The following is a 23,456-nucleotide window of genomic DNA, read 5'->3' on the forward strand; positions in this document are numbered from 1 at the left end:
GCCAGTTTTTTATTGTTTCAGGGGCCTAGATGGCACAATTTTTTAGAGAAAAACCAAACAGATCCAAGAAAGTCTCCGCAAAACTGTCACTCACGGCTTCCGGATTGGATCATCAGGGTGCCGGGATCGGTCAATATCAGGGCAAAGTGGTGTTCATTCCCGGCTTATTGCCCGGTGAGAGCGCCGAGGTGCAGCTCACCGAACAAAAAAAGAACTATGCCAGGGGCAAACTCATCCGCATCACCCAAACATCGCCGGAGCGGGTTGAACCCCAATGCCCCCATTATGCGCTTTGCGGCGGCTGCGATCTGCAACACTTGTCAGATTTGAGCCAGCGGCAGCACAAGCGCCGGGCCTTGGCCGAGTTGTTTGCCAAGCTCTCGGGCCTATCTGAACTGCCGGAGATCGGCGAGTTGGCTTCCACCCCTTGGCATTATAGACGCAAGGCCAGACTGGCGACCTGGTATGACAAACAAAGTCGCGAATTCACCCTGGGGTTCAGGGCCAAGTCCAGCAGCAAGGTAGTTGCCATTGGCGAATGTCCTGTATTGGCGGTTTCGTTGTCGGAACTGATAAAGCCGTTGGCGGCGCAACTGGCACACCTGCAGGGCGTGGCTCAGCTTGGTCATGTGGAGCTGATTGAAACCGAAGCCGGTCGTTTTGTGGTGCTGAGAATTACCCGGCCACTGGTGAATAAAGACAAGGAAAAGCTCAAGGCCTTTGCCGGGCAGCAAGGATTGCAGTTGGTGCTGCAGGACAATCAGGGCGAGTGTGAATATCTTACGGGCAGTCAGCCAAGCTACCGCTTGCCCGGCGTCGATGGCGATGAGCTGACGCTTAAGTTTAATCCGGGGAATTTTATTCAGGTTAATGGTGAAGTAAACCGTGCCATGGTGGCCAAGGCCATAGATTGGCTGCAACCCAAGGCCGGTGAGCACATACTGGATCTCTTTTGCGGCATGGGTAACTTCAGCCTACCGCTGGCGGCCACCGGCGCCAGGGTCACAGGTGTCGAGGGTGTGCCCGCCATGGTTGAGCAGGCCAGGCAAAATGCCAAACAAGCCGGGCTTGAAGGGTTGCAGTTCTTTTGCGCCGATCTTAGCGCCGACCTTTCGGCCGAGCCCTGGCTTGGCAAGGTGGATAAGCTGCTGCTGGATCCCGCCCGTGCCGGTGCCTATGAGACGCTTTCTTACCTGAAAAACATCGCGCCAGAGCGAGTAGTGTATGTTTCTTGCAATCCGGCGAGCCTGGCGAGGGACAGCGTGTTATTGCTCGCGCAAGGCTATCGCCTGGAGCGCCTCAGTGTGTTGGACATGTTTCCCCAGACTCATCACACCGAAGCCATGGCATTGTTTGTGCGGAATTGATGCTTTTATTGTCTATCGAGTCAATTTTATCAATAAAGGTACTCACGGGGGTTTGACATACCATCGGGTATGCTCAAGATAGGGAGTCTTGTTGAGTCTGTTAATCGGACACTAAAGGAAGGTGAGATGGTATCTGTTCGCGAAGCACACTTTAAGGATCCTGATTTCAATCTGGATGAGTGGGTTAATCGTTATGTGGCCGACTCCGCCGATGCCGGGCGTTTGTTGGAGCTGATAGCCAAGGTGGAAGCACTGCCTATGGGCAAGTGCAAGCGTCCCAAAGCCGAGCTTCAGGCCAAGGCGCGGGAGATGATAGAGATCCTCGCGCCGCTCAACATGGATATCGAAACCCTGCAGGCCGCCATCTTATTTGTGTTTTTCGAGGTGGGCATAGTCGATGAAGCCAAGCTCACCGAAGATTTTGGCCCCGAGTTGGCTACCTTGGTCAACAGCGTCAAGACCATGGATGCCATAGGCGCACTCAAGGTGGGCAATGACAGCCGCAGCAGCGAACCGCAAATCGACAATATCCGCAAGATGTTGCTGGCCATGGTGGAAGATGTACGCGCCGTGGTGATCAAACTGGCCGAGCGGGTATGCTTGCTTAGGGCCGTGAAAAATGACGATGAAGAAACCCGGGTCTTACTGGCCCGGGAAATTGCCGACATCTACGCGCCGCTGGCTAACCGTTTGGGTATAGGTCAGCTCAAGTGGGAGCTGGAGGATATCTCGTTTCGTTATCTGCATCCCGAGACCTATAAAGAGATTGCCAAGCAGCTGGATGGCAAGCGCCTGGACCGTGAAGTCTTTATCGACAACTTTGTCAATCAGTTGCAAACGCGGCTGGATGAAGAAGGCATTCGTGCCAAGGTCTATGGCCGCCCCAAACATATCTACTCCATCTGGCGCAAGATGCGCGGCAAGCAGCTTAAATTTGACGAGCTGTTTGACGTGCGTGCGGTGCGAATCGTCACCGACCGGTTGCAGGACTGCTACGGCGCGCTCGGTGTAGTGCATACCCTTTGGCACCATATTCCCAGAGAGTTTGACGACTATATTGCCAACCCCAAACCTAACGGCTACCAGTCGATTCACACTGTGGTGGTGGGGCCGGAGGGCAAAACAGTCGAAATCCAAATTCGTACCCAGCAGATGCATGAAGATGCCGAGCTCGGGGTGGCGGCTCACTGGAAATATAAAGAGGGCAATCACTCCGGCAAACAGAGTGGCTACGAAGAGAAGATCAACTGGCTGCGCAAGATTTTGCAGTGGCAGGAAGATGTGGTTGAGAGCGGCAACCTAGTGGAGGAGATCCGGGCTCAGGTCTTCGAAGACAGGGTCTATGTGTTTACCCCGTCCGGAGAAGTGGTGGACTTGCCAGCCGGCTCGACCGTGCTGGACTTTGCCTACTATATCCACTCCCAGGTGGGCCACAAGTGTATTGGCGCCAAGGTCGATGGCCGCATAGTGCCGTTCACCTACCAGGTGGAAACCGGTGAGCGCATCGAGATCATCACCTCCAAGCATCCCAATCCGAAGCGGGATTGGCTTAACCCCAACCTGGGTTATATCAAGACCTCCAGAGCCCGCAGCAAGATCCAACACTGGTTCAAGCAGCAGGACAGGGACAAGAACCTGGTGGCCGGACGCGAGATGCTGGAAGCCGAACTGGCGCGGGTGGGGCTGACACTCAAGGATGTCGGCAGCGCAATTGAGCGCTTCAACATGACCAACATGGACGACCTGTTGGCGGCCATAGGTGGCGGCGATGTGCGCCTCAACCAAGTGGTTAATCATGTACAGAGCCGACTCAGAACTCAGGAGCCTTCTGACGAAGAAGCGCTGGAAGAGCTGGTCAAGAAAGGTCAGCAGAAACCCATAGGCGCTAATCGCGGCCAGATTGAGGTCAATGGTGTCGGTAATCTGATGAGCCATCTGGCGCGCTGCTGTCAGCCGGTGCCCGGTGATGAGATTTTCGGTTTTATTACCAAGGGGCGCGGTATTTCGGTGCACAGAGCCGATTGTGAGCAGGTCAAGGAACTGATGCGCGCCCATCCAGAGCGGGTAGTGGATGTGGTCTGGGGCGAAAACTACTCCGGCGGCTACAAGATCCGTATTCGAGTGGTGGCCAATGACAGAACCGGTTTGCTGCGGGATCTCACCTCTGTGCTGGCGGCGGAAAAGTCCAATGTGCTGGCGATGAGTTCCTCATCGGATCTCAAGAACCAGACGGCGGCCATTGAACTTGAGATGGAGCTTTATAACCTCGACGGTTTATCCCGGGTTATCTCCAAGCTGACCCAGATAGACGGGGTAATAGAAGCCCGCAGGCTCTGAGGCCAGTTCGGTATTCGACCGGTATTTAAAACAGGACGCATAGGTTGCGTCCTGCTGTTTTTTAAGACTTATCAAAGAGTCGTTGGATTGGTAAGCGTATTAGCAACAAAGGAGTAACGGCGGTGGCGGCAGATATCAATGCATTGCTTGAGATTATGGCAAAGCTCAGGGACCCTGAGCTGGGTTGCCCCTGGGACAGGGCACAGGATTTTGACTCCATAGTGCCCTACACCCTGGAAGAAGCTTATGAAGTGGCCGACGCCATAGAAAGCCGCGACTGGCAGGAGTTACCTTCTGAGCTTGGCGATCTGCTGTTTCAGGTGGTGTTCTATTGCCAGCTTGGCAAGGAAAAGGGCTGGTTTGATTTCGCCACTGTGCTTGAGCGGATATGTAATAAGCTTATCAATCGTCATCCCCATGTGTTTGCCGCCGATACCGACTTGAGTTTTGACTCGGCGCCGGATGCCAAGAACAACTGGGAGCGCATTAAAGCAGCAGAGCGCGCCGGACGCGAACTGCACTCAGTGCTGGATGATATTCCCAAGGCGCTGCCGGCGTTGGCGCGGGCGGGTAAGATTCAAAAGCGGGTCGCCAGAGTAGGGTTTGATTGGCCCGAGCTTGAGCCTGTAGTCGACAAGGTACAGGAAGAGATTGAAGAGGTGTTGCACGAAGCGCGTCAAGCCACGCCGGATAAGGCCAGGGTTGAGGATGAAGTGGGCGATTTGCTGTTTGCTGCGGTGAATCTGGCGCGCCACTTGGGGGTGGATCCCGAGCAGGCTCTCAGAGGGGCCAACAACAAGTTTGAGCGGCGTTTTCGCGCCGTCGAGCAAAAAGCCAATGCCAGCGGCAAGCCGTTTGCAGAACATGATCTGCAGGCACTGGATGCTTATTGGGATCAGGTCAAGCGTGAAGAGCGCGGTGAAATCCAGTAGCAGGCGAAGCCTGGATTAAAAATGCGCGAATGAGAACAGAGCGTAAAAATTATCGTCATTCCTGTTTGGTAAATGGCGGGGGCTTTGATATACTGTCGCCCCGTCCTGGTGCTTTCATTCGAGCACCTATTTATCATTCTTTTTTCTCAGGTTCAGCATGACTACAAGGTATATCTTCGTTACTGGTGGCGTTGTTTCATCACTAGGTAAAGGCATTGCAGCAGCATCGCTCGCGGCAATTTTAGAGGCCAGAGGCCTGAATGTAACCATCATGAAGCTGGATCCTTACATCAACGTTGATCCGGGAACCATGAGCCCAACCCAACACGGGGAAGTGTTTGTCACTGAGGACGGCGCAGAGACAGATCTGGACTTGGGCCACTATGAGCGTTTCATCCGTACCAAGATGAACCGCCGCAACAACTTCACTACGGGTCGTATCTACGAGGAAGTGCTGCGCAAGGAGCGTCGTGGTGACTACCTGGGTGCCACCATTCAGGTTATTCCGCACATCACCAACGCCATCAAGGAAAAAGTCCTCGAAGGCGGTGAAGGCCATGATGTCGCCATCGTTGAAATCGGTGGTACTGTGGGTGATATCGAATCTCTGCCTTTCCTTGAGTCTATCCGTCAGCTGGGTGTTGAATTGGGCCGCGAACGCAGCCTGTTTATGCATCTGACTCTGGTGCCTTTTATCGGCCCGGCTCAGGAAGTGAAAACCAAGCCGACTCAGCATTCAGTTAAAGAGCTGCGTTCTATCGGTATTGCGCCGGATATTCTGGTTTGCCGTGGCGACCGCGCTATTCCAGCCACAGAGCGAGCCAAAATCTCCCTGTTCTGTAATGTTGAAGAGCGGGCGGTTATCTCCCTCAAAGACGTGGACTCTATCTACAAGATCCCGGCGCTGCTGCGCTCACAAGGTCTGGATGAGCTGGTCGTCAAGCGCTTTGGCCTGAGCTGCCCTGAAGCCGACCTGTCCGAATGGGAAAACGTGGTTTATCAGGAAGCCAATCCAAACAATGAAGTGACCATAGGTATGGTCGGCAAGTACATCGAACTGCCGGATGCCTACAAGTCAGTCAACGAAGCGTTGAAGCATGCCGGCCTCAAAAACCGGGTTTCGGTGAACATCAAATATATCGACTCCCAGACTGTTGAAGTCAAAGGCGTTGAAGTGCTGGAAGGTCTGGATGGCATTCTGGTTCCCGGCGGCTTTGGTGAGCGGGGTGTTGAAGGTAAGATCCTTGCCGCCCAATACGCCCGTGAAAACGAACTGCCATACTTTGGTATCTGTCTGGGTATGCAGGTTGCCCTGATTGAATTCGCCCGTCATGTCGCCGGCATGGAAGGTGCCCACTCTACCGAATTCAACAAGGAAACCCCGTTCCCTGTTGTGGGCCTGATCACCGAATGGGTTGATGAAGAAGGCAATCTGGAGCAGCGTGACGAGGCCTCAGATCTTGGCGGTACTATGCGTCTTGGCGCTCAGCTGTGCCATCTGATTGAAGGCACCAAGGCCGCTGCGGCTTATAAGAGCAACACCTGTATCGAGCGTCACCGCCATCGTTACGAAGTGAACAACGCCTTCCGTGAGCGTCTGGAAAAAGCCGGCTTGGTCTTCAGTGGCTTGTCTTCGGATCGCAAGCTGGTAGAGATGATCGAGATACCTGGTCACCCTTGGTTTGTTGCCGGTCAGTTCCATCCGGAATTCACCTCCACACCTCGCGACGGTCACCCTCTGTTTGAAGGTTTTGTCGCCGCCGCCAGTACTTACCAAAAGCGTAATCTGGGTTAAACTAGAAGAGCCGGACTGCTATGGCAGCTCCGGCTTTTTCATCCCCGGCCGAGCCGGGAAGTGTGAAGTGAAAGTCCAATACCCATATGAGAGACGCTGAACGCTCAGATGGGTATGGGTTTTTTCTTTAACTTTAATCGAGGACATTATGGCTAAGATCATTAACGTCATTGGACGCGAAATCATGGATTCTCGCGGTAACCCCACTGTAGAAGCTGAAGTGCATCTGGAAGGTGGTTTCATCGGCATGGCAGCAGCTCCATCAGGTGCTTCTACCGGTAGCCGTGAAGCGCTGGAACTGCGCGATGGCGACAAGGCCCGCTATCTGGGTAAAGGCGTGCTCAAGGCTGTTGACAATGTCAACGGTCCTATCCGTGAAGCCCTGCTGGGTAAAGATGCCACGGCTCAAGCCGAGCTGGATGGCATCATGATCGCGCTGGACGGCACTGAAAACAAAGACAAGCTGGGCGCCAATGCCATTCTGGCTGTGTCTTTGGCTGCTGCCAAGGCCGCTGCTGCCTTCAAAGGTATGCCACTTTACGCTCACATCGCTGAACTGAACGGGACTCCTGGCCAGTACAGCATGCCGGTTCCTATGATGAACATCTTGAACGGTGGTGAGCATGCCGACAACAACGTCGACATTCAGGAATTCATGGTACAGCCAGTCGGTGCCAAGAGTTTCCGTGAAGCCCTGCGTATGGGCGCTGAAATCTTCCACAACCTGAAGAAGGTGCTCAAGTCCAAGGGCCTGAACACTGCCGTGGGTGACGAAGGTGGTTTTGCGCCTAACCTGTCATCCAACGCCGATGCCCTGGCGGTTATCAAAGAAGCCGTTGAAGCTGCTGGCTACAAACTCGGCACAGATGTGACTCTGGCGCTGGATTGTGCGGCTTCCGAGTTCTACAAAGACGGTAAGTATGACCTGGCCGGTGAAGGCAAGGTATTCGATTCCAACGGTTTCTCTGACTTCCTCAAGTCGCTGACCGAGCAGTATCCTATCGTTTCTATCGAAGATGGCTTGGATGAGTCTGATTGGGATGGCTGGGCTTACCAGACCAAGATCCTTGGTGACAAGATCCAGCTGGTGGGTGATGACCTGTTCGTGACCAACACCAAGATCCTGTCTCGCGGTATCGAGCAGGGCGTTGCCAACTCGATTCTGATCAAGTTCAACCAGATAGGTTCTCTGACCGAGACTCTGGCCGCTATCCGCATGGCCAAGGAAGCCGGTTACACCGCCGTTATCTCTCACCGCTCAGGTGAAACTGAAGATGCGACCATTGCCGACTTGGCAGTAGGTACCGCAGCCGGCCAGATCAAGACCGGCTCTCTGTGCCGCTCTGACCGTGTTGCCAAGTACAACCAGCTGCTGCGTATTGAAGAGCAACTGGGCGCCAAGGCAGCCTACCGCGGCCTGAGTGAGATCAAAGGTCAGGCGTAATTTTCGCCCCCAGCTACAAAAGGCCGCCACTTGGTGGCCTTTTTTGTTGTACTATCAACACTAATCGTATTTTTTAGGGCATGAGCTGAATTTATCACCATGAAACGACTGCTTTTTGTCATCGCCTTGTTGCTGGGGCTACTGCAATATCGTCTTTGGCTGGGAGAAAACAGTCTGCCGGAGTACTTCCATCTTGAGCAGCAGATAGCGGCTCAAAATGACAGCAATGCCAGGCTCGAAGAGCGTAACCAGGTATTGAAAGAGGAGATCCGCGATCTGCGCAGCGGTACCGAAGCCCTGGAAGAGCGTGCCCGCAATGAGCTGGGGTTAATCAAGAAGGGTGAAACCTTTTATCGGGTTGTTGGTGGTGAGCAGCGTTCCATGTCTTTGGCCAATCAATAACGGCCTAATTTCAACATAACGGATATCCATGAGCGAAGCTATTTCTTCCCGAGCCATAGCGGCCGGGCTCCCCAGTGATGAACAAGTGATTGCCATAGTGCCTGCGGCGGGGATAGGCAGTCGCATGGGCGCCGATTGTCCCAAGCAGTATCTGCCGCTTGCCGGCTCCTGTATTTTGGAGCAAACCCTCAAGGGTTTGCTGAGCCACAATGGCATCTCAAAGGTGATAGTAGCGCTGAACCCAGAAGATAGCTTTTTTGGCAAACTGACGGTGGCCAGTCATCCCAAGTTGGAGACTGTCACTGGCGGTAAAGAGCGGGCCGATTCTGTGTTGGCGGCGCTTGAGAGCCTGGTAGCCGTCAAGCAATTGCCCGCTAATACCTGGGCTTTGGTACACGACGCTGCCAGACCCTGCCTTACCCATGGCGATATTGATAAGCTGCTTGCTTCACGGAAACAATATCCACAAGGGGCGATACTGGCAGCACCGGTGCGCGACACCATGAAACGCAGTGGCGTCGATGGCTGCATCAGTGAAACGGTTGCCAGAGAAGCACTCTGGCATGCGCTAACGCCGCAGCTGTTTCCACTGCTTACTTTGACCGAGGCGCTGAAAGCGGCGCTGGCCGCCGGTGTGCTGGTGACAGACGAAGCCTCGGCGATGGAGTGGCGCGGAGTACACCCGGCACTTATCAGCGGCCGCAGTGACAATATCAAGGTAACCCATCCGGACGACTTGCCGCTGGCAGCGCTTTATCTGGCGCATCAGCGGGGCAACTGAATACAGGAACAAGCAATGAATATACGTATTGGACACGGTTTTGATGTACATAAATTCGGTGGTGAGCCGCCCTTGGTCCTCGGTGGGGTGAAAGTGCCGTACCACACAGGCCTGTTGGCGCACTCGGATGGTGATGTGGTATTGCACGCGATTTCAGATGCGATACTCGGCGCCATGGCACTTGGTGACATAGGTAAACACTTTCCCGATACAGATGCCGAATTCAAGGGAGCCGACAGCCGGGTGCTGCTGCGTCATTGTTACCGCCTGGCACTGGACAAAGGCTTTCGTCTCGGCAACCTGGATGTGACCATTATTGCCCAGGCGCCCAAGATGGCGCCGCATATTGAAGCCATTCGACAGATGTTGGCCGAAGATCTGCACACAGATCTCGATTCCATCAACGTCAAGGCGACCACGACAGAAAAACTCGGCTTTACCGGCCGCAGTGAAGGCATTGCGGTAGAAGCCGTGGTGCTGATGTTCGGTATGTAATACCGACTCATTTACAGGAAAAGATTCAAATAAGATGAATTCATTACACTTTCTCTATGGCAAGCCTCTCTCCAAAGGCGATATGCGCACCAGCAACAGCGATTTTCAGGTGCAGGAAATACTGCCTTTTCTGCCCTCGGGCGAGGGTGAGCACCATCTGCTGCATATTCGTAAAGATGGCCTGAATACGGTTCAGGTGGCCGAGATGCTGGCCAAATTGGCCAAGGTGCATCCCAAAGAGGTGACCTTTGCCGGCCAGAAGGATAAGAATGCCATCACAGAGCAGTGGTTCGGCGTACGAATTCCGGGTAAAGAAACACCGGATTGGCTGAGTCTCAACAGTGAGTCCATCACGGTATTGAGTGCGGCGCGTCATAACAAGAAGCTGCGCATTGGTGCGCTTTCCGGTAACCGTTTCAAGCTGGTTCTGCGCCAGATAACTCAGCCGGAAGATGTATTGCAGCGGCTGGAGTCGATTGCCGAGGGGGGCGTACCCAACTATTTCGGTGAACAGCGCTTTGGCCACAACGGCCGCAACATAGAAATGGCGCGGCAGATGCTGCAGGGGCGCAAGGTGAAAGACAGAAACAAACGCTCCATCTACCTGTCGGCGCTGCGCTCATTATTGTTTAATCAACTGGTATCTCAGCGCCTGGCGACCCATGGGCTTGAGTGTCTGGACGGTGATTGTGTCATGCTGGCCGGCAGCCGCAGCTTCTTTGTTGCCGAGCGCTGGGATGAGGTGTTGCAACAAAGGCTGGCAGAGAAAGATATTTTGCTGTCGGCGCCCATGTGGGGTAGGGGGCAGCCACTCAGCAGTGCCGATGCCTTGGCTTTTGAGGCTCAGGTTCTGGCCGAATACAGCGCTGATTGTGAAGGCCTGGAAAAAGCCGGGCTCGAGCAGGAAAGGCGACCACTGTTGTTGCGTCCCGAAGGGATGAAGTACCAGTTTATCGAGCCGGACACACTGGAGCTGGAGTTCAGCCTTCCTGCGGGCAGCTTTGCAACCTCAGTGCTGCGGGAACTGCTCGACTATGATGATGTGACCGAACGTCTGTGGCGTGAGCGCCAGGCGGCTCAGGAAGGAAACCCTGCATGAAAATCTTGGTCAGCAACGATGATGGGGTAACGGCACCTGGGATCCGCGCCCTATCGGAAGCCTTGTCAGCCGTTGCCGAAGTACTCACTGTAGCACCGGATCGCAACTGTTCCGGTGCCAGTAACTCTTTAACCTTGACGAATCCCTTAAGGATTAATAAGTTAGACAATGGCTACATCTCGGTAAACGGCACGCCAACCGATTGCGTTCATCTGGCGATTCGTGAACTCTATGAAGGCGAACCCGACATGGTGGTCTCGGGGATCAATGCCGGTGCCAATATGGGAGACGATACCCTCTACTCAGGCACAGTGGCGGCGGCGATGGAAGGGCGTTTTCTGGGGTTGCCGGCAGTGGCCGTATCCTTGGTGGGCCGTGAGCTTACGCATTATGACAGTGCGGCGGCCTATGCGGTGAAGATCATCATGGGGCTTAAGAAGCATCCTATTGCCTCGGATCAGATCCTCAATATCAATGTGCCGGATCTGCCTCTCGATGAAATCAAGGGGATACGGGTTACTCGGCTCGGCGCCCGCCATAAGGCTGAGGGTATGGTCAGAGCCAGAGATCCTCACGGCCGCGAGGTGTTTTGGTTGGGGCCACCCGGGATTGAACTGGATGTGGGTGAAGACACAGACTTTTATGCCGTGTCTCAGGGATATGTATCCATCACCCCATTAACTGTAGATTTAACCGCCTATCGGCAGCTTTCACAATTGCAACACTGGATAGAAAAACTATGACCCGGGTAGCCTCCACATCGGCACTGAACTTAACCAGAAAACTGCAGGAAGCAGGGATCCGTCACCCGGGTCTGTTGCAGGTGGTGGCCAAAACCCCCAGAGAGTTGTTTCTTGATGGTGCCTTGGCGCACAAGGCTTATGAAAACACCGCTCTACCCATAGGCTCGGGCCAAACCATATCCCAGCCTTACATTGTGGCGAGAATGACGGAGTTATTGTTGGAGCATAATCCTGCCAAGGTGCTTGAAATAGGTACCGGATCAGGATATCAGGCGGCGGTGCTGGCGCAGTTGGTGCCAGAGCTTTGCACGGTTGAGCGGATCAAAAGCCTGCAAATTCAGGCTCGCCAACGCCTCAAACGCTTGGATCTGCATAATGTGGCCTTCAAATACGGTGATGGCTGGCAAGGTTGGCCCAACAGGGCGCCCTTCGATGCCATCATGGTGACAGCGGCGGCCTCTGACATTCCCACAGCCTTGCTGGAACAGTTGGCAGAGGGGGGCGTACTGGTGATTCCCGTTGGTGATGAGAGCCAACAGTTGCTGAAGATCCGCCGGGAGAGGGGACAGTTTATTTCCCAAGTGGTCGAAGCGGTAAAATTTGTTCCCTTAATCAGTGGCGGTTTGGCCTGATAGTCATTAAAGCATGCAGGAGTATTCTTGAGCCCATTGCATTCTAGCCAGTTTCTGCATAAAAAGGCGTCATTTCTTTGTCGCCTTGGCTCAGTGCTATTGGTCACTCTGGTTTCTGGATGCAGTTTTCAGGCTCACAGGCCGGCTCCGGTCGAATCCATTTATGGCGTAAAACGGCCGGCGATTGAAAGAGGTTCTATTCGCTCTGACACCTATAAGGTGAAAAAGGGCGATACCCTCTACTCCATCGCTTGGGGGGCCGGTAAAGACTATGCACAAATAGCCAAGTTAAATCAGCTAGATAAGTCTTATACCATCTACCCTGGCCAAGTGCTCATTCTCGATGGTAAAAAAAATGTTAAATCTAATTCGAAGCCAAGTTCGAGTAAAAACTCCAAATCCAAACCTCAAAAACCAAAAGATAAGATCTATAAAAAACAGACGGTTAAGCAGAAACAGGCCGTCGCTCAAGCCAAGCAAAATAAGCCGAAAAAAACACTTGATCCCAAACCAAAGTCTGCTTACCCTGTATCCAATGGTAAACAGAATGTTAACCATGTTGTCCACAAGCCGAGTTCGACTCTGCCGGACAAAGTCAGTCGCTGGATATGGCCAGTCAATGGTCGGGTGATTGGCGCCTTCTCTGCCAAAGAGCAGGGAAACAAAGGAATCAAGATAGCCGGCAACCGAGGCGATATTATTAAAGCCACTGCCGATGGTCGGGTAGTCTATGCGGGTAATGCTTTGCGGGGTTATGGAAACCTCGTCATTATCAAGCATAGTGATGACTATCTCAGTGCTTACGCCCACGCCGATAAGATCTTGGTCAAGGAAAAGCAGCATGTGTCCGCTGGGCAAACTGTTGCGAAGATGGGAAGTACAGGCACCAACCAGGTCATGCTGCACTTTGAGATCCGCTACCATGGTCAGTCTGTTAATCCACTTAATTATTTACCCAAACGCTGATTGTTTGGGAGCCAAAGTTGGCATATGGAGGATAAAAAGCGATGTAAATTAGTTTGTTAAGGTTTGGGAGAGAATATTATGAGCCGCAAAAATGCTAGCGCACCCGTGGAAGAGCTTGTAGATTTATCCGTAAACGACACGGAAGTGGCGTCGAAGAAGGAAGAAGCTCTGGCCGAAATGGTTCAGGATGACCTGCAAAAGAACTTAGACGCGACCCAACTTTATCTGAGTGAAATCGGATTTTCCCCCTTGCTGAGTGCAGAAGAAGAAGTCTTTTTCTCGCGCAAGGCCCTCAAAGGTTGTGAAAAATCACGCAACCGCATGATCGAAAGTAATTTACGCCTCGTGGTCAAAATAGCCCGTCGTTACAACAACCGTGGCTTGGCACTCTTGGATCTGATTGAAGAAGGCAATCTTGGTCTGATCCGTGCCGTAGAGAAGTTCGACCCCGAGCGCGGATTCCGTTTCTCCACTTATGCCACCTGGTGGATCCGCCAGACCATAGAGCGAGCCATAATGAATCAGACCCGCACCATACGTCTGCCTATTCATGTGGTGAAAGAGCTCAATGTGTATCTGCGTACAGCCCGGGAGTTGGCTCATAAGCTGGATCACGAGCCCACAGCCGAAGAGATAGCCGAAAAGCTGGAACTGCCGAGCAGTGATGTCAGCAAGATGCTGAAGCTGAATGAGAGGATCACCTCGGTCGACACCCCGATAGGCGGTGACAACGACAAGGCTCTGCTCGATGTGTTGGCGGATGATGATGAGATGACGCCGGATGCCCAGGTGCAGGAAGAAGACATTTCAAATTCAGTGGTTAAGTGGCTCAATGAGCTCAATACCAAGCAAAGAGAAGTGCTTGCCAGACGCTTTGGCCTACTGGGATATGAACCTTCTACTCTGGAAGATGTGGGCTCGGAAATTGGCCTGACCCGTGAAAGAGTGCGGCAAATTCAGGTGGAGGCATTGAAACGCCTGCGCGACATACTCTCCTCTCAGGGGTTGTCGGTAGAGGCCCTGTTCAAGGCCTAAAGCAACTTACCATCCTTTGTAATAAAAAGAAGGGACGCGTTGCGTCCCTTCTTTCTTGTATTTATAAGCCACAGCAAAAGCTGTAGTTAGTTTGCCAACGCCTTGAGTTTATAGATTAGGTCCAGCGCCTCTCTTGGGCTGAGTTCATCCGGGTTCAGCCTGCCAAGCAGAAGTTCAAGCTCAGATGGCGGCGTTTCCAGTTGCAGTGTGGCCTGCGCCGGGACATGGGGTTCTTGACCGTGATCGCGACTTTCAAGTTGCTGCAGTTTCAATTTGGCGGCCTTGATCACTGAGGCCGGAACACCGGCCAGTGAAGCAACCTGCAAACCATAGCTCTTGCTGGCGGCCCCTTCCTGCACTGCGTGCATAAAGACTATGCTGTCGCCATGCTCCATGGCATCCAGATGTACATTGGCAACCTGGGGCATCAATTCTGCCAACTGAGTTAGCTCGAAGTAATGGGTGGCAAACAGTGTCATGGCGCCGAGTCGCTGAGCCAGATACTCTGCCGCCGACCAGGCAAGTGACAAGCCGTCATAGGTGGAGGTGCCACGGCCAATCTCATCCATCAGCACCAGACTCTCTGCGGTCGCATTGTGGAGAATATTGGCCGTTTCTGTCATTTCCACCATAAAGGTGGAGCGGCCCGAGGCCAGATCGTCCGAGGCGCCGATACGGGTGAAGATCCTGTCAACAGGCCCCAGAATTGCCTTATCTGCCGGCACAAAGCTGCCGATATGCGCCATCAGGGTGATCAGCGCCACCTGACGCATGTAAGTGGACTTACCGCCCATATTGGGGCCTGTGACTACCAACATTTTACGTTCAGGGCTAAGAGTTACCGGGTTGGCGATAAAGGGAGCCTGGCTGACTCGCTCAACTACTGGGTGACGCCCGGCTTCAATATGTATGCCCGGCTTATCGCTCAATTCCGGCTGGTTGTAGTTGAGACTGTCGGCCCGCTCGGCAAAGTTGCTCAGTACATCCAACTCGGCCGCCGCCATGGCAAAGGCCTGCAACTCGCTGAGCTTGGGTAGCAGGAGATCGAACAGCTCGTCCCAAAGCTGTTTTTCCAGTGCCAGCGCCTTGCCCTGACTGGAGAGTACTTTCTCTTCATACTCTTTCAGCTCGGGGATGATATAGCGCTCGGTGTTTTTCAATGTCTGGCGTCTCTGGTAGCTCAGAGGCACCAGTGCCGACTGGCCGCGGGAAACTTCGATATAGTAGCCGTGTACCCGGTTGAAACCGACTTTCAGGGTGGCTATTCCCGTTTGCTCTTTTTCCCTGATTTCCAACTGTTGCAGATAGTCACTGGCGCCTTCACTGAGGCGGCGCCATTCATCCAGTTCGGCATGATAACCATCGCGGATCACGCCGCCATCACGAATGAGTACCGGTGGGTTGTCGACAATGGCCCGCTCCAGCAGCGCGAGTTCTTCAGGGAAATCACTGAGCTGGCGTTTCAAACGTCCAAGCTCGGGGCTTTGCGTATTTGCCAATAGTTGCTGCAGTTGCGGCAACAGCGCCAGTGCTTGTCGCAGACGGGCAAAGTCTCTCGGGCGGGCGCTTCTCAGAGCCAGACGCGCCATGATCCGCTCCACATCACCGAGCGCCTTGAGGTCATCATGCAACGGTTCGAACAGGCCGCTGGCAATCAACTCCGCCACAGCAGTTTGTCGCAGGCCTATCTGTTGATGATCTCTGAGTGGCTGATGGATCCAGCGCTGTAACATCCTACTGCCCATGGGGGTAGCGGTTGCGTCCAGCACCGAAGCCAAAGTATTGTCCCGACCACCGGCAAGGTTCACAGTCAGTTCCAGATTCCGCCGGGTGGCGGCATCCAACACTATGCTGTCGCTCTGGTTAAAGCGGGTAATGGCATTGATATGGGGCAGGGCGGTGCGCTGGGTATCTTTGACATACTGCATCAGGCAGCCGGCGGCCTGCAGTGACAGCCTGGCGTCTGTTATGCCAAAACCACGCAGATCTTTGGTGCCAAACTGATCCAGCAACAATCGCATGCTGGTATCCAAGTCAAACTCCCACTCGGGACGACGGCGTTTGCCCTTGATGCCGGTAATCAGGCTTTGTTGGGAAAAGTCTTCGCTGTAGAGCAGCTCGGCCGGTTTGGTGCGTTGCAGCTCGGCCTCCAATGATTCAAGGGTGGCTAGCTCGGCAATCACAAAACGGCCGGAGGCCACATCCAAGGTGGCGTAGCCAAAACCGTTCTTGCCTTCGTAGACGGCGGCCAGCAAGTTATCCTGACGTTCTTGTAGCAGCGCTTCATCGGTGAGGGTTCCGGGAGTCACTATGCGCACCACTTTGCGCTCGACCGGCCCTTTGGACGTGGCCGGGTCACCAATCTGCTCACAGATGGCAACCGACTCACCGAGCTGCACCAGCTTGGCGAGATAACCTTCCACCGCATGATAGGGAATACCCGCCATAGGAATAGGATCGCCGCCACTCTTGCCCCTGGCCGTCAGTGAAATACCCAAGAGCTCGGAGGCTTTTTTGGCATCATCGTAAAACAGTTCGTAAAAGTCCCCCATGCGATAAAACAGCAGCATTTCGGCATGCTGCGCCTTCATCGACAGATACTGGCGCATCATCGGGGTGTGTTTTTCCAAATCCGGGTTATCCATAGGCGTGATCACTGCATTCATGGGAGCTTTCAGATGTTTCCTTGACTGTTTTTCCAAGAGCGGTTGCCCTTTCGACAATGGCGCCAATAGTATCAGTTATTCATCACTGAACCAGTCGTGGGCGGGTAAATTTTATGCTTTCGGTCACAAGTGATTGATCCGCAAGCGGCCTTTAAATAAATTATCACCAGCACTTGATACTGTATGATTGTACAGTATACTAGGTGGCAGATTGGTATTGACGCCAAAGCTCTTAAAAGGAGCGGCAACATAGATTTCAGGCGGCGCATTGCGCCGCAATCAAGAGGGAACAGGAATGAAAATAGATCCAAACAAAGAGAAGGCGCTGAACGCAGTTCTGGGACAGATAGAGAAGCAGTTCGGTAAAGGTTCTATCATGAAACTGGGTGAAGACAGAACCATGGATGTCGAAACCATCTCTACCGGTTCGCTTTCTCTGGACGTGGCTCTGGGGGCCGGCGGTCTGCCAATGGGCCGTATCGTTGAGATCTATGGTCCTGAATCTTCTGGTAAAACAACCCTGACACTGGAAGTGATTGCCGCAGCGCAGCGTGAAGGCAAAGTGTGTGCCTTTATCGATGCTGAACACGCACTGGATCCTATCTACGCCAAGAAGCTGGGCGTGGATATCGATAACCTCCTGTGTTCTCAGCCAGATACAGGTGAACAGGCGCTGGAAATCTGTGATGCGCTGACTCGCAGTGGCGCCGTCGATGTCATCATTGTTGACTCAGTGGCGGCGCTGACGCCCAAGGCTGAAATCGAAGGTGAAATCGGTGATTCCCACATGGGGCTGGCGGCCCGTATGATGAGCCAGGCAATGCGTAAGCTGGCCGGTAACCTCAAGCAGTCCAACACTCTGCTTATCTTCATCAACCAGATCCGGATGAAGATTGGGGTCATGTTCGGTAACCCTGAAACCACCACTGGTGGTAACGCCCTTAAGTTCTACGCTTCCGTTCGTCTCGATATCCGCCGTACCGGCGCTATCAAAGAGGGTGACGAGGTTGTTGGTAACGAAACTCGGGTTAAAGTGGTTAAGAACAAGATTGCCGCCCCCTTCAAACAAGCCGATTTCCAAATTCTTTATGGTCAGGGGATCAACCGTACCGGTGAGTTGGTTGACCTGGGCGTAGCCCACAAGCTGGTGGAAAAATCCGGCGCCTGGTACAGCTACAAAGGTGACAAGATAGGTCAAGGCCGCGCCAATGCCGGTAAGTTCCTCAAGGAAAATCCCGAAGTGGCAGCCGAAATCGAAGCGGCACTGCGTGCTAAACTGCTCAGCAAAGCTGAAGCTGCTCCTGCCAGCGCCGAGACAGGTGAAGGCAATGTCGATCTGGAAACCGGAGAAGTCTTCTGAGCCAGTCGGTAATGGATGTTGCGGTCGCGCTATTGGCGCGCCGCGACTATGGCCGCGAGCAACTCAAGAGCCGCTTGCTGGACAAGGGCTTTGAGTCGCCGGAAGTTGAACAGACTTTGGATGGTCTGGAAGCCAAAGGTTTTATCGATGATCAGCGTTTCGCGGCAGCCTTGCTGCGCAGCCATATTGCCAAGGCCCACGGCCCGGGGAAAGTGCGTCAGGCACTGATGCAAAAGGGCTTAAATAAACAATGTATTGAGCAGGTTTTGGATGCCAGTGATTGTGACTGGTTTGCCTTAGCCCGCACGCGCGCGCTGAAAAAATTCGGCGATAGTCCCGCAGATGATATGAAAGAAAAAGCTCGTCGAATTCGTCACTTGATGGGGCAGGGCTTTAGTTATGATCAAGTGGCATACGCCCTTGAATATGACCCTTACGACTGACTTTTCCCTCTATCACAATTGCCCCTTCCACAACTAAGCGCCATTCCCAAAGCGTCCAAACCTGACCTTGTTTTATAAACCCCAGCATTCACTTCCCTTGAGTTGCAGTCGTTGTTTGCACGCCAAAGTAACACTCAGCTGTTAACACTCCGTTCTGGCGCTTTTAGCTGACGTTATCTGTCCCGTGAAAACTTGCCGTAGCCTTCAAGGCTCCATCCCCTGAGTGATTCCGCGCCTATGGCAAATGGTATGTGCTGACTCAGGTTATTGGGTTTCGGCTTATGCCGCTAACGCTCTCTGTACCTTGGCTGTATCAGGCGTCATACCCTGCGCAATCTAATTGGTATTCTGGCGCTGCATGCTTATAATGCTTGGCAAAAGAGCGCTTGAGTGGCCGGGCGACGCACGCCTTTAGACCACTTTTTATACATTATTCAGGCTTAAGCAACTCAGGACGATTTATGTACCAAACCACAGCAGCACTCAGAAGTGCTTTCCTGGAGTTTTTCCGCAAGAATGGCCATCAGGTAGTCGACAGCAGTTCACTGGTGCCAGGCAATGACCCCACTTTGTTGTTCACCAACGCCGGGATGAACCAGTTTAAAGATGTATTCCTCGGTATGGACAAGCGCAGCTACAGCCGCGCTACCACTTCGCAGCGTTGTGTTCGCGCCGGTGGTAAACATAACGACCTGGATAACGTGGGTTATACGGCCCGTCACCACACCTTCTTTGAGATGCTGGGTAACTTTAGCTTCGGTGATTACTTCAAAGAAGATGCCATTCGTTTTGCCTGGACCTTTTTGACTGAAGAGCTCAAGCTGCCCAAGGAACGTCTGTGCGTTACCGTTTATCAATCTGACGATGAAGCCTTTGATATCTGGAACAAGCAGATAGGGGTTCCCGCCGAGGACATTATCCGTATCGGCGACAACAAGGGCGCACCTTATGCTTCAGATAACTTCTGGCAGATGGGCGATACAGGCCCTTGTGGTCCTTGTACTGAAATCTTCTATGACCACGGTGCTCACATTCCTGGTGGCCGCCCAGGTACACCGGAAGAGGATGGTGACAGATTCATTGAGATCTGGAACATAGTCTTCATGCAGTACAACCGTCAGGCCGATGGTGTGATGGAGCCTCTGCCCAAGCCTTCAGTCGATACAGGTATGGGTATAGAGCGTATTGCCGCCATTATGCAAGGCGTGCATTCCAACTATGAAATTGACGTGTTCCGCACTCTGATTGCCAAAACGGCCGAGATCATCGGCGTGACAGATCTGGAAAACAAATCCCTGCGGGTTATCGCCGACCACATTCGCTCTTGCGCCTTCCTTATTGCCGATGGTGTGATGCCGTCCAATGAAGGCCGGGGTTATGTACTGCGGCGTATTATCCGCCGCGCCGTGCGTCACGGTAACAAACTGGGCGCCACAGACACCTTCTTCTACAAGCTGGTACCTACACTTATTGACGTGATGGGCGATGCTGCCAAGGGCCTTAAGGCGACTCAGAGCATAGTGGAAAAGGCGCTGAAAGCCGAAGAAGAACAGTTTGCCCGTACACTTGAGCGTGGTCTGGGTATTTTGGATGCTGCTTTGTCTGAGCTTAAAGGCGATACCTTGGATGGTGGAACCGTATTCAAGCTCTACGATACCTATGGTTTCCCTATGGATTTGACCGCCGATGTTTGCCGCGAGCGTAATATCAAGGTCGATGAAGATGGTTTTGATGCGGCGATGGCCGAGCAGCGTAGCCGGGCTCAGGCCGCCGGTCAGTTTGGTGCCGATTACAACGCCGGGCTGAAGATTGATGCCGACAGTGAGTTCTGCGGTTACAGTGAACTCAGCGGCAATGGCAAGGTTATCGGCATCTATGTCGATGGTCAGGCGGTCGACACTCTGGATGCCGGTCAGCAAGCGGTTATTGTGCTGGACAAGACTCCATTTTATGGCGAGTCAGGCGGCCAGGTAGGCGATAAGGGCCAACTGACAGCCGAAGGTTTGCTGTTTGAGGTGAGCGACACCCAAAAGTATGCCCAGGCCACAGGTCATATCGGCCAACTGAGCCAAGGCAAACTGACTCTGGGTCAGGAGTTGCTTGCGCAAGTCGATAAGAAACTGCGCCATCGCACCCAACTGAATCACTCAGTGACTCACCTGCTGCACGCCGCGCTGCGTCAAGTATTGGGTGAGCATGTGACTCAGAAAGGTTCATTGGTGGAGCCCGAGCGTCTGCGTTTCGACTTCTCTCACTTTGAAGCGGTTAAGCCTGAAGAGCTCAAGGCGGTTGAGGAGATGGTCAATACCCAGATCCGTCGTAACCACGAGCTGAAAACGGCTGAGATGGACATAGAGCAGGCCAAAGCCAAGGGCGCCATGGCCTTGTTCGGTGAGAAATACGACGCCCAGGTTCGGGTTGTGACCATGGGAGACTTTTCTATTGAGCTTTGTGGTGGTACCCATGTGGGCCGCACCGGTGACATAGGTCTGTTCAAGATCACTTCCGAAGGCGGTATCGCCGCCGGTATTCGCCGTATTGAAGCAGTCACAGGTGCTGCTGCCATGGCCTTCGTCGCCGAGCAACAGCAAGAGTTGAGTGATGCTGCTAACTTGCTGAAAGCAGACAGTCACTCAGTGGTAGCCAAGCTTAAGGCGCAGTTGGAGCGTAGCCGCCAACTGGAAAAAGAGATTGCTCAACTCAAAGACAAACTGGCCGCCGCGGCCAGTGCCGATATGATTTCCGATGCGCAAGAGATTGCCGGAGTCAAGGTGTTGGTGAAACAGGTCGAAGGCATTGACCCTGGCTCTCTGCGTGGTCTGCAGGACGAGCTCAAGCAGAAGCTGCAATCTGGCATAGTGGTGCTGGGTCTGGCTCATGGCGACAAAGTAAACCTTATCGCCGGGGTGACTAAAGACTTGACCGCTAAGGTGAAGGCCGGTGAATTGGTGGCCATGGTGGCTGCGCAGGTTGGTGGCAAGGGCGGTGGCCGTCCCGATATGGCTCAGGCTGGTGGTAGTGAAGTTGCCAACTTGCCTCAGGCATTGGCATCGGTAACGCCTTGGCTGACTGAACGTCTGGCATAATTTCGCCACCAACGAGGTCTATGTGACACAAGAAGTACGTTCAGGCAGTAACGAGCGACTGTATGTCAAAAAGTTCGGCGGCACCTCGGTAGGCTCCATTGAGCGTATCGAGGTGATTGCCGAGCAGATTGCCAAAGCTCAATTGAGCGGCGAGCATCAGGTGTTAGTGCTCTCTGCCATGGCTGGTGAAACCAACCGTTTGTTTGCACTGGCGGGGCAGATTGACCCCGATGCATCGGCGCGGGAGATGGACATGCTGGTCTCCACCGGCGAGCAGGTGAGTATTGCGCTGATGGCGATGGCGTTGGCAAAACGTGGCGTCAAGGCCAAGTCGCTCAATGCCGCCCAGGTGCAAATCCACACTAATAGCCAGTTTGGCCGTGCCAGTATCGAACGAGTTGACGTTCAGTATCTGCTGGAATTGCTGGCTCAGGGAATTATCCCGATAGTGGCCGGCTTCCAGGGTCGGGATCAATTCGGGGAAGTGACCACTCTTGGGCGCGGAGGCTCTGATACCACGGCCGTGGCATTGGCTGCCGCGCTCAAGGCGCAGGAATGTCAAATTTTTACCGATGTTGCCGGTGTCTATACCACAGATCCCAATATTGAACCGAGCGCACAAAAGCTCGATGCCATCAGTTTCGAAGAGATGCTGGAGATGGCTCGGTTGGGAGCCAAGGTGTTACACCCGGATTCCGTGTCTTATGCCGAGCGCTTTCGGGTTCCCTTGCGGGTGCTTTCCAGCTTTGAGCCTGGCAGTGGCACCCTGATCCGTTTCGATGCCTGTGAAGACAAGAGTAATCAAGTAGCGGGTATCGCTTGCAGTAAAGGGCAGGCGATGCTGAGTCTGAGTCGCACCGACGATTCACCGGACCCCTTTGCGGCAGTATTTTCACTGCTGGCCGAAAATGGTGTGGAAGTGGATCTGGTGACCAAGGCGGGTACAGATGACAGCGTCAGCTTTACCTTGGATGCCAGCAGGCTCCCTTGGGCGTTAAAGGCGCTCGATGAACCGGAACTTGGAACATCGTTTGGCTCATTGGTGTTTGAAAAAGCCCTGGCAAAGGTGTCTGTAATAGGTGCCGGCGTGCATCGCAGAGCCGAGGCAACCGCCAAGGTGTTTGATATCTTGGGGAATGAAGGAATTCATGTTAAGTTGATGGCAACATCAGAGATAAAGCTGTCAGTGGTAATAGATGAATCGGATTTACACAGGGCAGTTCGGGTGTTACATCACGCTTTTGAACTAAATAAGGTGTAATTAAACAACGGATTTAGTATTGAATACTATTAATTTGTACTAAGCTCACCTTATAATAATGGTTACGACGGATGAGCGCCGTGTGTAGAAGATATGGAAACTAGAGGAGCAATCGAATGCTGATTTTGACTCGTCGTGTTGGCGAAACACTGATGATTGGTGACGAGGTCACAGTGACAGTGCTGGGTGTGAAGGGGAATCAGGTACGTATAGGTGTGAATGCACCCAAAGAAGTTTCTGTGCACCGTGAAGAGATTTATCAGCGTATTCAGTCTGAGAAAACAGGAACACCTTCTGAAGGTGGTAACTTCTGAGGCGACATAAAGTGAACCTCCGTCAGGAATAGAAGAGTCAGTTTTTAAACTGGCTTTTTTATTTTCTGGAGCCGGAAAACCCTTGATAGCACAGGATTTGCGCGTTATTTAGGTCAGGTGATTAAAAACAGGACAAACGGAAAAGGTTTCGGAAAAAGGGTTTGACTTATTTTCTTCAAACAGTAATATGTGCGCCAAGAAAACGGAGAGGTGGCCGAGTGGCCGAAGGCGCTCCCCTGCTAAGGGAGTATGGGCTTTATCTCCCATCGAGGGTTCGAATCCCTCCTTCTCCGCCATT

At 53.2% G+C, this 23,456-nt stretch carries 19 protein-coding genes and 1 tRNA gene; 19 read left to right on the forward strand and 1 reads right to left on the reverse strand.

The window, feature by feature from the left end:
• Positions 1–29: 29 nt before the first annotated feature.
• The 13 genes from rlmD to rpoS all read left to right on the forward strand — a co-directional run bounded on the left by rlmD (position 30) and on the right by rpoS (position 14,028).
• Positions 30–1,367, forward strand: coding sequence for a 23S rRNA (uracil(1939)-C(5))-methyltransferase RlmD (gene rlmD / locus ACMHXI_RS17455; RefSeq protein WP_117199772.1), 1,338 nt, complete (start codon positions 30–32; stop codon positions 1,365–1,367).
• Between the two features lie 126 nt (positions 1,368–1,493).
• Positions 1,494–3,704: a GTP diphosphokinase gene (gene relA / locus ACMHXI_RS17460; RefSeq protein WP_071239243.1), complete on the forward strand. Its 2,211-nt coding sequence runs from the start codon at positions 1,494–1,496 to the stop codon at positions 3,702–3,704.
• A 122-nt stretch (positions 3,705–3,826) separates the two neighbouring features.
• Complete coding sequence (mazG, locus tag ACMHXI_RS17465) at positions 3,827–4,636, forward strand: nucleoside triphosphate pyrophosphohydrolase (RefSeq protein ID WP_306295061.1); 810 nt, start codon at positions 3,827–3,829, stop codon at positions 4,634–4,636.
• Positions 4,637–4,793: 157 nt separating this feature from the next.
• The gene (locus tag ACMHXI_RS17470; RefSeq protein WP_071239241.1) at positions 4,794–6,431 is read left to right on the forward strand and encodes a CTP synthase; all 1,638 of its coding nucleotides are present in this window, start codon (positions 4,794–4,796) and stop codon (positions 6,429–6,431) included.
• Between the two features lie 148 nt (positions 6,432–6,579).
• A complete protein-coding gene (gene eno, locus ACMHXI_RS17475) occupies positions 6,580–7,875 on the forward strand; it encodes a phosphopyruvate hydratase (protein WP_025011657.1) in 1,296 nt (431 codons plus the stop codon).
• 99 nt (positions 7,876–7,974) lie between these two features.
• Entirely contained in the window at positions 7,975–8,277 is a 303-nt protein-coding gene (gene ftsB / locus ACMHXI_RS17480; protein ID WP_109248112.1) for a cell division protein FtsB, read from the forward strand.
• A 28-nt stretch (positions 8,278–8,305) separates the two neighbouring features.
• Entirely contained in the window at positions 8,306–9,058 is a 753-nt protein-coding gene (gene ispD, locus ACMHXI_RS17485; RefSeq protein ID WP_413735627.1) for a 2-C-methyl-D-erythritol 4-phosphate cytidylyltransferase, read from the forward strand.
• A gap of 15 nt (positions 9,059–9,073) precedes the next feature.
• The gene (ispF, locus tag ACMHXI_RS17490) at positions 9,074–9,553 is read left to right on the forward strand and encodes a 2-C-methyl-D-erythritol 2,4-cyclodiphosphate synthase (RefSeq protein WP_071239239.1); all 480 of its coding nucleotides are present in this window, start codon (positions 9,074–9,076) and stop codon (positions 9,551–9,553) included.
• 34 nt (positions 9,554–9,587) lie between these two features.
• Positions 9,588–10,652, forward strand: a complete 1,065-nt coding sequence (gene truD / locus ACMHXI_RS17495) for a tRNA pseudouridine(13) synthase TruD (RefSeq protein WP_025889137.1) — start codon at positions 9,588–9,590, stop codon at positions 10,650–10,652.
• On the forward strand, positions 10,649–11,395 hold the full coding sequence (surE, locus tag ACMHXI_RS17500) for a 5'/3'-nucleotidase SurE (protein ID WP_044734853.1): 747 nt from the start codon (positions 10,649–10,651) through the stop codon (positions 11,393–11,395). The genes truD and surE overlap by 4 nt, the downstream gene beginning before the upstream one ends.
• A complete protein-coding gene (locus ACMHXI_RS17505) occupies positions 11,392–12,027 on the forward strand; it encodes a protein-L-isoaspartate(D-aspartate) O-methyltransferase (protein WP_044734852.1) in 636 nt (211 codons plus the stop codon). Before surE ends, ACMHXI_RS17505 begins: the two co-directional genes overlap by 4 nt.
• Positions 12,028–12,081: 54 nt before the next feature.
• A complete protein-coding gene (locus ACMHXI_RS17510; protein ID WP_051541763.1) occupies positions 12,082–12,993 on the forward strand; it encodes a peptidoglycan DD-metalloendopeptidase family protein in 912 nt (303 codons plus the stop codon).
• 78 nt (positions 12,994–13,071) lie between these two features.
• Positions 13,072–14,028, forward strand: a complete 957-nt coding sequence (gene rpoS / locus ACMHXI_RS17515) for an RNA polymerase sigma factor RpoS (RefSeq protein WP_025889143.1) — start codon at positions 13,072–13,074, stop codon at positions 14,026–14,028.
• A gap of 86 nt (positions 14,029–14,114) precedes the next feature.
• Here rpoS and mutS read toward each other — a convergent pair whose 3' ends face one another.
• A complete protein-coding gene (mutS, locus tag ACMHXI_RS17520; protein WP_370629043.1) occupies positions 14,115–16,673 on the reverse strand; it encodes a DNA mismatch repair protein MutS in 2,559 nt (852 codons plus the stop codon).
• Between the two features lie 316 nt (positions 16,674–16,989).
• Between mutS and recA the strand changes: the two genes are divergently transcribed.
• The 6 genes from recA to ACMHXI_RS17550 all read left to right on the forward strand — a co-directional run bounded on the left by recA (position 16,990) and on the right by ACMHXI_RS17550 (position 23,454).
• Positions 16,990–18,054 carry a recombinase RecA gene (gene recA / locus ACMHXI_RS17525; protein WP_025011663.1) on the forward strand — a complete coding sequence of 355 codons (1,065 nt, stop codon included), beginning with the start codon at positions 16,990–16,992 and terminating at the stop codon, positions 18,052–18,054.
• A gap of 11 nt (positions 18,055–18,065) precedes the next feature.
• Positions 18,066–18,497 carry a regulatory protein RecX gene (locus ACMHXI_RS17530; protein ID WP_307877519.1) on the forward strand — a complete coding sequence of 144 codons (432 nt, stop codon included), beginning with the start codon at positions 18,066–18,068 and terminating at the stop codon, positions 18,495–18,497.
• A 461-nt stretch (positions 18,498–18,958) separates the two neighbouring features.
• Complete coding sequence (gene alaS / locus ACMHXI_RS17535; protein ID WP_115390129.1) at positions 18,959–21,583, forward strand: alanine--tRNA ligase; 2,625 nt, start codon at positions 18,959–18,961, stop codon at positions 21,581–21,583.
• A 22-nt stretch (positions 21,584–21,605) separates the two neighbouring features.
• A complete protein-coding gene (locus tag ACMHXI_RS17540; RefSeq protein WP_117199771.1) occupies positions 21,606–22,844 on the forward strand; it encodes an aspartate kinase in 1,239 nt (412 codons plus the stop codon).
• A gap of 116 nt (positions 22,845–22,960) precedes the next feature.
• On the forward strand, positions 22,961–23,158 hold the full coding sequence (gene csrA / locus ACMHXI_RS17545) for a carbon storage regulator CsrA (RefSeq protein ID WP_025011666.1): 198 nt from the start codon (positions 22,961–22,963) through the stop codon (positions 23,156–23,158).
• Between the two features lie 204 nt (positions 23,159–23,362).
• Positions 23,363–23,454, forward strand: a tRNA-Ser gene (locus ACMHXI_RS17550).
• Positions 23,455–23,456 lie beyond the last annotated feature (2 nt).

Source organism: Shewanella sp. BJSY2023SW005, assembly GCF_047314585.1.
Classification (GTDB): Bacteria; Pseudomonadota; Gammaproteobacteria; order Enterobacterales; family Shewanellaceae; genus Shewanella; species Shewanella algae.

Bases quoted from the DNA above. Each gene is read 5' to 3' on its own strand.
- rlmD (WP_117199772.1), top strand. From the start codon at position 30: ATGGCACAATTTTTTAGAGAAAAACCAAACAGATCCAAGAAAGTCTCC.
- relA (WP_071239243.1), top strand. From the start codon at position 1,494: ATGGTATCTGTTCGCGAAGCACACTTTAAGGATCCTGATTTCAATCTG.
- ACMHXI_RS17470 (WP_071239241.1), top strand. From the start codon at position 4,794: ATGACTACAAGGTATATCTTCGTTACTGGTGGCGTTGTTTCATCACTA.
- eno (WP_025011657.1), top strand. From the start codon at position 6,580: ATGGCTAAGATCATTAACGTCATTGGACGCGAAATCATGGATTCTCGC.
- ftsB (WP_109248112.1), top strand. From the start codon at position 7,975: ATGAAACGACTGCTTTTTGTCATCGCCTTGTTGCTGGGGCTACTGCAA.
- ispD (WP_413735627.1), top strand. From the start codon at position 8,306: ATGAGCGAAGCTATTTCTTCCCGAGCCATAGCGGCCGGGCTCCCCAGT.
- ispF (WP_071239239.1), top strand. From the start codon at position 9,074: ATGAATATACGTATTGGACACGGTTTTGATGTACATAAATTCGGTGGT.
- truD (WP_025889137.1), top strand. From the start codon at position 9,588: ATGAATTCATTACACTTTCTCTATGGCAAGCCTCTCTCCAAAGGCGAT.
- surE (WP_044734853.1), top strand. From the start codon at position 10,649: ATGAAAATCTTGGTCAGCAACGATGATGGGGTAACGGCACCTGGGATC.
- ACMHXI_RS17505 (WP_044734852.1), top strand. From the start codon at position 11,392: ATGACCCGGGTAGCCTCCACATCGGCACTGAACTTAACCAGAAAACTG.
- rpoS (WP_025889143.1), top strand. From the start codon at position 13,072: ATGAGCCGCAAAAATGCTAGCGCACCCGTGGAAGAGCTTGTAGATTTA.
- mutS (WP_370629043.1), bottom strand. From the start codon at position 16,673: ATGGATAACCCGGATTTGGAAAAACACACCCCGATGATGCGCCAGTAT.
- recA (WP_025011663.1), top strand. From the start codon at position 16,990: ATGAAAATAGATCCAAACAAAGAGAAGGCGCTGAACGCAGTTCTGGGA.
- ACMHXI_RS17530 (WP_307877519.1), top strand. From the start codon at position 18,066: ATGGATGTTGCGGTCGCGCTATTGGCGCGCCGCGACTATGGCCGCGAG.
- alaS (WP_115390129.1), top strand. From the start codon at position 18,959: ATGTACCAAACCACAGCAGCACTCAGAAGTGCTTTCCTGGAGTTTTTC.
- csrA (WP_025011666.1), top strand. From the start codon at position 22,961: ATGCTGATTTTGACTCGTCGTGTTGGCGAAACACTGATGATTGGTGAC.